We start from the raw sequence: 11,861 nt of genomic DNA on the forward strand, positions 1-11,861 counted from the left end.
GAATTTTTTTGTCTAGGGTTTGCTTTTAGTTCACGCGATAGTTATCTAAACGGGCGGAGTATTTCACTGCTCAAAAGATGGTAAGTTTGTCTATGAGAATGCCAAAGTTAGCCAATCAAAACGAACCTGTCAGTGATATATTTTCAGATGCTATAAATTACTTGATATATTGCTGTTAATAGGCTGTTTTGCTTGATTTTAATGACGCTCAGATGCCCCTAAATCAACAAATTTGTGCTAAAATAGCTTCTTTTATTTACTATCAAAAATATCATTGTTTTCGTAATATTTTCCATGCTTTATAGCATTGCTTTGCTCGTTGTTTTTATTGATGATTATCAATATCTAATGGGGATAATATGCTATCTATAAAGCCTGCAAAATTAATAGCGTGGATATGAGTGAAGGAGTATATATGAGCGAGTCAGTCAGTCCTATTGGCATCGTAGACGAATTAAAGCAATCCTATTTGGATTATGCGATGAGCGTGATTGTCTCGCGTGCGCTACCTGATGTGCGTGATGGGTTCAAGCCTGTTCACCGCCGTGTGATGTATGCCATGCATGTGCTATCTAATGACTACAATAAGCCTTACAAAAAGTCAGCACGTGTGGTCGGTGATGTCATTGGTAAGTACCATCCACATGGCGACAGCGCAGTATATGATGCGATTGTTCGTATGGCACAGGATTTTAGCTTGCGCTATCCGATGGTTGATGGCCAAGGTAACTTTGGCTCGATTGATGATGATCCTCCGGCGGCCATGCGTTATACCGAAGTACGTATGACCAAACTGACCCATCAAATGCTTGCCGATTTGGACAAGGATACGGTCGATTGGGAAGATAACTACGATGGTTCTGAGCGCATGCCAAGCGTGATGCCAGCGCGTATTCCTAACTTGTTGGTCAACGGTGCGACAGGTATTGCGGTCGGTATGGCGACTAACATGGCGCCGCATAATCTGACCGAAGTGATTAATGCGTGTTTGGCGTATGCCGAAAACCCACAAGTTTCAGCTGAAGAGCTGATGTCACATATTTCAGGACCTGATTTCCCTACAGGCGGTATTATATATGGCCGCGCGGGCATTTTAGATGCCTATCGCACGGGTAAGGGCCGTTTACATATCCGTGGTCGCTATCATATTGAAGCCATGAGTGATACGGGTGTCAATCGTGATCGTGAGCGTATCGTATTCACTGAAGTGCCGTATCAAGCTAATAAAGCCAAGTTGATTGAGCGTATTGCAGAATTGGTTCGTGATAAAAAGATCGAAGGCATTAGTGAGATTCGTGATGAGTCCGATAAAGACGGTATGCGTATCGCTATTGATTTGCGTCGCGGTGAGACTGCTGAAGTTATCGTAAATAACTTGTTTCTACAAACGCCGCTAGAGTCTAGCTTTAGTATTAATATGGTTGCGCTCGATGATGGTCAGCCAAAATTATTGACTTTGCGCCAGCTGATAGCAGCGTTTGTTCGTCATCGTCAAGAGGTTGTGACTCGCCGTACGATTTATGAGTTGAATAAAGCTCGCGTTCGTGGCCATTTGCTCGAAGGTTTAACCGTTGCTCTAGCAAACATCGATGAGATTATTGCGACGATTAAAGCCTCTGCAAACCGAGGCCTTGCACGTGAGAGCTTACTAAATAACACGTGGGGTTCAGGTAGTGTCGTTGCGATGCTCACCGCTGCTGGTAGTCAGTCAGTACGTCCTGACTATATCGAAGGCGAAGATCCTAACGCACCGTTTGGTCTCATCGAAGGTGAAGAGCGTTATCGTTTATCACTTGAGCAGGTCAATGCGATTTTAGACATGCAATTGCATCGCTTAACAGGTCTTGAGCAAGACAAGTTGACGGAAGAATATCAAGACTTATTGCGTGAAATCGCGCATTTAGAATCTATTTTGGGTGATTTTGATAAGCTAATGACGATTATCTCAAATGAGATGATTGAGATTCGTGATAATTTTGGTGATGAGCGCCGTACTGATATTATCGATTCACGTACTGATTTTAACCGTGAAGACCTCATTCCTGAACAGACGGTTGTGATGACAGTATCGCGTACCGGCTATGCCAAAACTCAGCCAATCGATGATTATGTTGCGCAAAAACGTGGTGGTAAAGGCAAGTCTGCCACCGCCATGAAAGAAGATGACGTCATTGATCATCTGATCGTGACATCGACTCATGCGACCGTACTGTGTTTCACTGATAGTGGCCGAGTCTTTAGCCTACGTGGCTTTGAAGTACCGATTGCCAGTCGCGGTGCGCGTGGTCGTCCATTGGTTAACCTTATTGGTTTAAATGGTGATGAGACTGTCACGACGATATTACCGATTCCAAAAATCGTAGAAGACGTATCGGCAATAGATGAAAGCTCACTAACGGATGATGACGATCTACTCGAGGGTAGTAACCAAGCAGAGGCGCCATTCGTATTCTTTGCGACTGCCAATGGTACCGTTAAGCGTGTTGAGCTTAAGCAGTTTGCTAATATTCGCTCGAACGGTCTTATCGCGGTTGGATTAGAAGAAGGTGATAAACTGGTCAGCGCTCGTATTACCAACGGCAGTCAAGAAGTAATGTTATTTGCGTCAAGTGGTAAAGCCATTCGTTTTAATGAAAATGATGCTCGCGCGATGGGCCGTACGGCTAAAGGCGTCCGCGGTATGCGTCTGTCTGCTGAAGAGTTTATCAAGTCATTGGTCGTTATCGAAGACGATGTACGTGAAATCTTAATTGCTTGTGAAAACGGCTTTGGTAAGCGAACCTTGATTGATGAGTTTAATACGCAAAATCGTGGTGGTGGTGGTGTGATTGCTATCAAAACCAGTGAGCGTAACGGTGCATTGGTTCGTGCGACCAAAGTTGATCCTGAAGATGATATTATCTTAATCTCTGATAAAGGTACGTTGGTTCGTACGCCAGTTGAGCACGTTGCCAGTTCTGGTCGTAATACCCAAGGTGTCACGTTGATTCGTTTATCAAAAGATGAAAAGCTGGTTGCTATGGCACGTGTTGAGAACGAAGAAGGCGACGATGAATTAATTGATGCGATGCAAGAAGATGGCACGTTTGATGTAGAAGGTCAAGAGCAGATAGATATTGATGCTGCTACTGATAATACAGTGACGGCTGATGTTGTAGGCAATACAAATAATGATGAGTTAGATGGCGAGTAAATGCCTCAGTAGTTAGCTTTTTGATCTAGTTTTATAAGATTATTCTAGTAAAAGCCTCTGACGTTCTCGTCGGAGGCTTTTTTATTCTTCTAAGTGTTATTAATTTTAAGGTCTGCTGTTATATTCTGAGCACTATAAGCCGCAACTTCTATAATTCTTTATAAATCACGCCCATAAAGCTATATTTTAAGGCTGTTGTTATGTTTGCGACCAATCAAACTTTTCAAGGAACTCTTGCATCGATATCATCGAGCTTTCTATTTGCGATAATGTTTTTGTTTGGGCTTTTTATGTTGCCTTTGACCGGTACGCAAGTCGCGTCATGGCGTATATTGATGATGCTATTAAGTCTGGTGTTATTGGTCAGTTTTACCAAGCAATGGCAACATGTCTTTGACTATATAAAGACCCTCAAGACAGTCAAAGAGTGGCTTATATTTGTGTTACCTGCACCAATTTTGGGTGGACAGATTTGGCTTTTTATGTGGGCACCAGTCAACGGTTTTGGCTTGGATGTGACGTTGGGTTATTTTCTATTACCACTCGTGATGATAGTACTCGGACGATTTTTTTATCATGAGTATATGAGTGTATTACAGTGGGTGGCAGCGCTATTTGCAGCCATGGGTATTGGTTATGATATATTGCAATACGGCTCAATATCTTGGGTGACACTGTTTGTGTGCTTGGGCTATCCACCGTATTATCTACTGCGGCGTACACTGTCCGTGCCGCCAGTAACGGGGTTGTTGTTTGATTTGACGCTGCTTACACCAGTGGTACTCACCGTGTTATATTTTAGCAATGGCTTTAGTTTGGCGATACAAGACACAAAATTTTGGTATCTATTACCATTACTTGGTGCCTTTAGCTCGCTTGCGATGTCATTGATGATGATTGCTAGTAGTAAGCTACCAGTCTCATTATTTGGTGCTCTGAGTTATGTAGAGCCGATGCTGTTATTTATATTGTCTATTACTGTGCTTAGCCAAGATCTTGAAGAAGGTGGCTCTCTGTTCATGTACGGTATGATTACGCTTGCGCTACTGGTTATGATGGTTAATAGTGCTATAGGATATATAGTACAACGTCGTGATGATCATTTACATGGATATAGCGAGCCGCAGATAGGTGGGTTTCCGCCACGGCGTCATTTTATCAATCAACGTATCGATGGTGTGCTGACAGCACACCGTTTTCGCAAGATTCGCCGCTACCAAAAAAAGCTAAATAAAATACAGGAAAAAATCGAGAAACTTGATTTAAAATAGTTAGTTAGGTGTGTTTTATTTACTCAATAAAGAAGTTTTAATATTAGATGAATGAGGGGCATTGCTTATTTATTCTGACTTTGACATAATGCCGTCTATGATGTAAGCACCATACAATCAAAGCGTTTATTTTAGATTGCGCGATTATCTTATATACAAAAGCCTCAGACATTTTCGTCTGAGGCTTTTGTTTTTTTTTAAATTGCCAAGAATGTGTACTAAGCATTAAAGGTCGCTGCTATGATAACTACTAACCAAACATCACAGGGTACAATCACTGCCGTAGCTGCAAACTTTTTGTATTCACTTTTATTCTTATTTGGCTTATTACTGCAGCCATTATCAGGTACGCAGGTTGCGTCGTGGCGCGTACTAACGATGTTTTTTAGCTTGGTGTTGCTAGTCACTTTATTAAAGCAGTGGCAGCATATTTTTGACTATCTAAAAACATTAAAAAACGCCAAAGAGTGGTTGTTATTTATACTACCCACACCGATTTTGGGTGCGCAAATTTGGATATTTATGTGGGCACCAGTCAATGGGCTGGGTCTTGAGGTAACATTAGGATATTTTTTATATCCAATGATTATGATCGTCGTTGGTCGGTTTTTTTATAACGAGAGTATGAGTCTACTACAGTGGGCTGCCATCATATGCGCAGGTTTTGGCATCGCTTACGATATCTTCGAATATGGGGCTATCTCTTGGGCGACTTTATTTGTATGTTTGGGTTACCCTCCTTACTATCTGTTGCGCCGCAAGCTAGCAGTGCCGCCCATTACTGGTCTTATTTCCGACTTGACGTTGCTACTACCAGTCGTTTTAGTCGTGTTATATATGAACGGCGGTTTTGAGTTGGCAGTATCCAATCAAAAACTTTGGTATCTTTTGCCATTATTGGGCATTATCAGCACCGCTGCGATGTCATTAACGATGGTTGCCAGCCAAAAACTGCCAGTTTCACTGTTTGGTACTTTATGCTATCTAGAGCCAATATTTTTGTTCCTGTTTTCCATCATTCTTTTAGATGGCAATATGGAAGAGGGCGGTTCGATACTGATGTACAGCATGATTTTTGTCGCATTGCTTATTATGATTGCCGATAGCGCGCTTGGTTATCTAGGGCGTAAACGTGATGATCGTTTACATGGCTACAATGAGCCACAAGTGGGGAGCTTTCCGCCGCGTCGCCGTCTAAAAAACCGCCGTATCAAAGGTGTACTCGCTGCGCATCGGTTTCGTAAAATTAAAAAGTATCAGCAAAAAATAGATAAGATGACCCGTAAAATTGAAGCATTGCATTTAAAGTAAATGTTGCTAAGGCGTATCATGATTTAGTTTGTGAGTCTTATTCTGTGTCAAAGGTGCGTGAATTACGCTATTATCAAAAGCAGTGTTGTTATGCTTAAAAGAATACAGCGCACCATACATAAAAATCATCACTCATTGACACCACTCATTGACATCATAATATTGACACTATCATTAGGACGATTTATGTTACATCTTCATCATTTAGCAAACTCGCGCTCGTTTCGTATTTTATGGTTATTAGAAGAGCTAAACGTCGACTATAAATTGACGTGCTATGAGCGTAATAAGGCCTATCGCGCGCCAGAGAGCCTCAAAAAAGTACATCCACTTGGTAATGTGCCAATACTAGAAGTGAACGATCGCGCCTTGGTTGAGTCAGGGTTTATTATTGAATATTTGATCAAACACTATGACACAGCGCAGAGATTTAAACCTACTGATGACAACGAAGACGCATGGGAAGCCTACACTTTTTGGCTGCATTTTGCGGAAGCCTCGTTGATGCCGTTGCTGGTAATGCGCTTGGTATTTACTAAAGTGGTTCAACAGTCACCAATGCTCATTAGGCCTATTAGTAAAAAAATTCAGGGTCAAGTTGAAAAGAATATGATCAGCAGCGGTCTACAAAAAATGCTGTATATGATCGAGCAACGCTTGCAAGACAATCATTGGTTTGCAGGCAGTGACTTTAGCGCGGCGGATATTCAGATGCACCTTGCGCTTGTTGGTGCTAATGCGGGCGCAGGTTTGGACAGTCGTAAATATGCCAATATTTTGAACTGGCTCAAACGTTGTGAAGAGCGTGATGCCTTCAAACGTGCAGAACAAAAGGGTGGTCGTTTGCAGTTTTAGACGAAACACATTTGCACAGTGAGAAATAACTCATTTAATAGTAAAATAAAAGGTTTTGTTTATCATAGACAAAACCTTTTTTAGGATAAAAGATGACAGATCTGAATAAATCAAATGCTTCAAATACAGATATCGATAAATCACAAACTGATAGAGCCGCTATTAATAGCCAGCAAGTCTCTATCAAATCTTGGTCGCAGAAAATTCTGGTTGTCATACTATGCGCAGCGAGCTTTTATGGTGGTTGGAAGTCTTATGAGTCCAATATGGTCAATGAGTGTACGGCCAATGGTGGACAGATGGTTGAAGCACAAAAAACCATGATGTGCCAATTATCATAACCGCCGATTGTTATATATAAGAGACGTAACGCGATGCTAAAGTTAACCTTTTTGGGCACCTCCGCTGGTGTGCCGACCAAACAGCGCAATGTAACCGCATTGGCGATTGAATGTCTGAATCCTTATTTGTCTGGATCAGCCCAAGGCAATAATCAACAGAACAATCCAAATAAAAAATCGCGTCCATGGTTATTGATAGATTGCGGTGAAGGTACGCAGCAGCAGCTATTACATACCAAGCTGTCTATGCATCAATTGGTTGCTATCTGTATCACCCATGTGCATGGCGATCACTACTACGGATTGCCAGGATTATTGGCCAGTGTAGCCATGTCAGGACGCCGTGAGCCGTTGATGCTGATCGCCCCAAAAGCAATTGCGACATTGCTTGAGGCCATTAACCTAACCACAGAATTATATCTACCCTTTGCTGTGAATTTTGTAGCGATTGAAGACGTGCTATCTGAGAAACGTGATACAAACAAAGTGAATATCCGCTTAAGCGACCAGCATCAGCTTGATATTGATATCACAGCGCTATCACATCGGGTCGCATCTCATGCATTTGGTGTCACGCAGACCATTTATCATCGTAGGCTTGATAAGGATAAACTGCTAGCACAAGGCATTCCTGCAAGCGCGCTATGGGGTAAATTGCAGCAAGGTCACGATGTCATCACCGAAGATGGTCAGCAGTTATGTGCAGCCGACTATGTCAATGACGAACTATCACGAACGCGAGTAGTGATAGCAGGAGATAACGATACGCCAGCGTGTCTCAGCGATGCACTGGTCAATACGGATTTATTGGTGCATGAAGCCACTTATACCCATGAAGTGCTCACTAAGATTCAAGGCAAAAACCCCGAGTTTGATCCGATGCATAGCAGTGCGCAATTGGTGGCTGGTCTTGTAGAAAAAAGCGGCGTAAATAATTTAATTTTGACTCACTTCAGTGCGCGTTATCAGGGTTTTGATAATCCTAATAGCAAGACGCCAAACATGGCATACATTCGTTTAGATGCTGAAAGTGTCTATCAAGGCAATCTTTGGTTAGCTGCTGATTTTGATCAATACACGGTTGATGGCGCAGTTGAACCGATAGGCAATAAAGAGTGCAGCCAAGAAGGTAGTGAAGAGAACAGCCGCGTGCAGTATATAGGTTCTGCACGCAGTGATTAGATATGGCTTAGCGCTTGCTGTCTTCAATTTTTAATTGCGTTATACCGCTCCAGTAGCGACTGAACTGGTAAGCAACCCGTCCTGAGCGACCACCACGTTCAGAAGCCCAGCGTAGTGCATCCTTTCTAATCTTGTCAGGCATTAGCTGACTTTCTAAAATGCTCTTAGCATCACTGTCCATATCAGCTGAGATTTTCTGCTGCTCCAAATTCAGATAATGCTGAATGATATGCAGATAGGTCTGCTGATCCATAGGGTGGAAAGTGAGTGATAAGCCGAATCGGTCTGACAATGATACGGTTTCATCAATGGCCTCATAAGGATTGACTTCATCCGTCTGACCGTTGTAGATATTAATATTGTCTTTCATCATTTGCGGTAGCAGGCGACGGCGATTACTGGTAGCGTAGACCAATAGTTTGTCCTGTTCTGAATCAAGCACACTCTTTAGCGTACGATAGCTCTCGTCTTGACTGTCAAAAGCGAGATCGTCACAGTATACGATGTAGCGGCAATGACAATCTGCTGGTAGAGCATTAATGGCAGCGCGAATCTTGTCTAATATTTGTAGATCATCGCGGGCAACCTCAATAATACGCAAGCCTTCATTATGATGGGCTTGAAGCAAGGCTCGAATCAATGATGATTTACCAGCACCGCGTGTCCCTGACATCAATACATGATTGGCAGGATAACCTTTAATAAACTGACGGGTGTTTTGAACCAGTTTCGATTTTTGCTTATCAATACCATGCAAATCATCTAAGCTCAAAAACAGGTTGACCGATAAAGGTTGTAGATGGCCAGTGCGTCCACCAACCCAGCGATAAGCAAGCTGATTCGGATCGATTTCAATCGTCGGTGTCACCTGCTCTTGTAAGTATTGACTGAGTAAGTCTAACAAAGGTGCGGGTAGGGCATAAGTAGGCTGATTAGAAGGCGCGGTTGGGATTATTGGTTGTGACATAGTGGCTCTAGTAATTAAGGTTGTCTGTAATACCATACCCAAAAATATCATTACGCAGCGAAACTTTTGGTGCCTACTGAGCGTAGTACTTGTAACCATTATTCGCGTTATTATTATTTTTGGAAATGATACGAATGGTAAGGCAGTAATCTCACTATATTATGAGAAAAAATACTATGGAAAATAGTGCCAGTAATCCGTCTATTACGCAAGCGTTGCAGGAGCAATCTCAGCAGCTATTGCCTATTATCACGCAAGCACTGGCCACACAGCATTTTAGTGAGATAGTACATCAGCGTATTGCTCAGCAAACCACAGAACAAACACAAGACATCGAAGGGATTCATTATCAAGGCTTAACGCGTGCCCAGCATTCACAGTTTGGTCAAGTCATGATTAAATGGCAGTTGATTGCTGACACTGATACTGAGATTGATGTTGATAACATGTCTTTTGATTTAACTCATGAAGCGGAAGCGCTAACCTCTGTAAACGCTGTGTCCAAAATCGAAGATAAGGCTATCGCAGCGCCACTATTGGCGCATCATTACGTAAACGTTCAAGCGCTAGAGCCGCCTCAAAAGCTGATCATCATCGTCATGCCTTATTATCCTAATGGTAGCTTGGCAAGACAGTTGAGTACTCAAAATCAGCATTCATTGACAGCGCAACATAGGCATCACTTTTTAGTACAGTCCGCACATTTGATAGCTAACCTGCATCAGGTTGGCTGGTTGCATAATGATATTAAGCCTAGCAATATTTTGCTTGAGAGGTCTGACGATGAGTTGCCAGTAGATATTATGAGTAATGGTCTGACATCTAGATTATTAATCACTGATTTTGCTTTAGCACAACATATAACGGTGGCTAATAGTCATCCAAATCTTGCTGGAACACTAGCATATTTATCACCTGAGCGTTGGCAAGGGCAGGTTGCAACAGTACAAAGCGATATCTATGCATTTGGCATCATGATGGTTGAGGTGCTAACAGGCAAGCGACCGTTTCAGGTAGCTGCTAACAGCAAGGATGCATCGAAAGCGTGGGCGATTCAGCATTGCCAGCAACCTATTCCAAAGCTGCCATCAGAATATAGTCACTATCAATGTATTGTCGATAAGGCGTTGGCGAAGCAGATAGAAAGACGGTATCAGAGTATGGAAGTTATTTTGAAGGATTTAACATCATTAGATGATAGCTAAGTTGATGTTTTTATTTTCAAAAAGCTTTTTTCAAAAAGCGACTGTTTGTAGTATTCACATATTACCCAGTCATTGTTTTTTATGTTTGAATGGATATTCAGGCTCATTTTAAGCTAAGTCGCTATAGTCAGTCCTAAATAAAAGAGGTGCAACTACGGGTTTCTTGCTTGCTATGCCTACATAGACAGAGGCGGCGCAAAATGTAACCCGTATCGCTGTATTTATTTTATAGTGGATCGACTATATAGGATAATTTGGGTAACAATACCTCATTTCATTTTACGACAATAAAGGAAGAATATCATGGCTAAAGTACTTATCATTACTGGTGATTTCGTTGAGGACTATGAAAACATGGTTCCGTTCCAAGCGCTTCTAGCAATGGGACATGAGGTTGATGCGGTATGCCCAGATAAAGCTGAAGGGGATAGTATCGCTACTTCAATACACGATTTTGAAGGGGATCAAACTTATACCGAAAAACGTGGTCATAACTTTACCCTTAATGCCTCTTTTGCCGATATTAATGTCGCAGATTACGATGCTTTGTATTTACCAGGTGGACGTGCGCCAGAATACTTGCGTTTGAACGCCAAGGTTATTGCAATGATTCAGCATTTCGCAAATACTGATAAACCAATTGCATCGGTTTGCCACGGGCCACAATTACTGACGGCTGCTGGCGTATTAAAGGGTAAGAAAGTATCTGCCTATCCTGCATGTCAGCCAGAAATAGAAATGGCTGGCGCTGAGTATATTGAGTTGCCTATGGATGGCGCTATTACAGATGGAAAGCTAGTAACGGGTCCTGCATGGCCTGCTCACCCAGCTATGCTGAAGCAGTTTGTTGCTTTGCTATAAGCTTTAATTAGGGCTTGTTGAATATTCAATAGGCCCCAGTATCGAGAGAGGATATATGTGCCAACTATTTATTAGTGCTGATGATAGCTTATGGAGCTCTAAAACCAAATCACTTCGAATTCAGGGAGTAGTTACCTCAATTCGTTTGGAAGTGTTTTTTTGGGATATATTAGAAGAGTTGGCATTTCGTGATCAAATGACGGTTAATCAACTGATCACTAAGCTATACCTTGAGTCTCTCGATGCTGATCATGATATTGGTAATTTCACCTCTTTTTTAAGGGTTTGTTGTTCTCGTTATTTGTCTTTAATAGCCGATGGCGATCTTTTTCGCGAAACAGCATTGCCTTTAGAGGAGGTCGATGCAAAAAATATCATCAAACGTGAAACCCTCCGCAAAAATCAACGTAGTGCATTATTCAATGGCATTGAGCAAAATATTTCTATTAATTGAAGTGTGTCCTTCACTTAAGCGATAGTCATTTAGAGTCAGCGAGCTACTAAATCGTTACAGCGTTAACCTTCTTAGATGTACTACTTGTACAGTCTGCATTCAGCTGCGTTGCATCGCTGTTAGAGTTCTTTGGCTATATGGTCAAATCTATATAAATCCCCCCACATCGTCAGTCTCGCTTAATCTACTACTTGTAGTACTTTCGCTCGGTTTTTTTGTAT

The 11,861-nt window shown here is 42.1% G+C and carries 10 protein-coding genes; 9 read left to right on the plus strand and 1 reads right to left on the minus strand.

The window, feature by feature from the left end; translation table 11 throughout:
• Positions 1 to 415: 415 nt before the first annotated feature.
• The 6 genes from gyrA to ACT3RN_RS11490 all read left to right on the plus strand — a co-directional run bounded on the left by gyrA (position 416) and on the right by ACT3RN_RS11490 (position 8,153).
• On the plus strand, positions 416 to 3,193 hold the full coding sequence (gyrA, locus tag ACT3RN_RS11465; RefSeq protein WP_192519982.1) for a DNA gyrase subunit A: 2,778 nt from the start codon (positions 416 to 418) through the stop codon (positions 3,191 to 3,193).
• A gap of 200 nt (positions 3,194 to 3,393) precedes the next feature.
• Positions 3,394 to 4,464, plus strand: coding sequence for an EamA family transporter RarD (gene rarD, locus ACT3RN_RS11470; RefSeq protein ID WP_192519983.1), 1,071 nt, complete (start codon positions 3,394 to 3,396; stop codon positions 4,462 to 4,464).
• Positions 4,465 to 4,704: 240 nt separating this feature from the next.
• A complete protein-coding gene (gene rarD / locus ACT3RN_RS11475; protein WP_192519984.1) occupies positions 4,705 to 5,775 on the plus strand; it encodes an EamA family transporter RarD in 1,071 nt (356 codons plus the stop codon).
• Positions 5,776 to 5,961: 186 nt separating this feature from the next.
• Positions 5,962 to 6,630: a glutathione S-transferase gene (locus tag ACT3RN_RS11480; RefSeq protein WP_192519985.1), complete on the plus strand. Its 669-nt coding sequence runs from the start codon at positions 5,962 to 5,964 to the stop codon at positions 6,628 to 6,630.
• Between the two features lie 92 nt (positions 6,631 to 6,722).
• Positions 6,723 to 6,971, plus strand: coding sequence for a hypothetical protein (locus ACT3RN_RS11485; protein ID WP_192519986.1), 249 nt, complete (start codon positions 6,723 to 6,725; stop codon positions 6,969 to 6,971).
• 33 nt (positions 6,972 to 7,004) lie between these two features.
• Positions 7,005 to 8,153, plus strand: a complete 1,149-nt coding sequence (locus ACT3RN_RS11490; protein ID WP_192519987.1) for a ribonuclease Z — start codon at positions 7,005 to 7,007, stop codon at positions 8,151 to 8,153.
• 7 nt (positions 8,154 to 8,160) lie between these two features.
• Here ACT3RN_RS11490 and ACT3RN_RS11495 read toward each other — a convergent pair whose 3' ends face one another.
• Positions 8,161 to 9,120: an ATP-binding protein gene (locus ACT3RN_RS11495; RefSeq protein ID WP_442440162.1), complete on the minus strand. Its 960-nt coding sequence runs from the start codon at positions 9,118 to 9,120 to the stop codon at positions 8,161 to 8,163.
• 176 nt (positions 9,121 to 9,296) lie between these two features.
• On the opposite strand from ACT3RN_RS11495, the gene ACT3RN_RS11500 reads away from it, so the two are divergent.
• The 3 genes from ACT3RN_RS11500 (at position 9,297) to ACT3RN_RS11510 (ending at position 11,640) form a co-directional block, all read left to right on the plus strand.
• Entirely contained in the window at positions 9,297 to 10,325 is a 1,029-nt protein-coding gene (locus ACT3RN_RS11500; RefSeq protein WP_192519989.1) for a serine/threonine protein kinase, read from the plus strand.
• Between the two features lie 300 nt (positions 10,326 to 10,625).
• Positions 10,626 to 11,186, plus strand: a complete 561-nt coding sequence (locus ACT3RN_RS11505; protein WP_318779542.1) for a DJ-1/PfpI family protein — start codon at positions 10,626 to 10,628, stop codon at positions 11,184 to 11,186.
• Between the two features lie 55 nt (positions 11,187 to 11,241).
• Complete coding sequence (locus tag ACT3RN_RS11510) at positions 11,242 to 11,640, plus strand: ribbon-helix-helix domain-containing protein (protein ID WP_192519991.1); 399 nt, start codon at positions 11,242 to 11,244, stop codon at positions 11,638 to 11,640.
• Positions 11,641 to 11,861 lie beyond the last annotated feature (221 nt).

The organism is Psychrobacter sp. AOP5-GZ1-6 (assembly GCF_052376345.1).
GTDB lineage: Bacteria > Pseudomonadota > Gammaproteobacteria > Pseudomonadales > Moraxellaceae > Psychrobacter.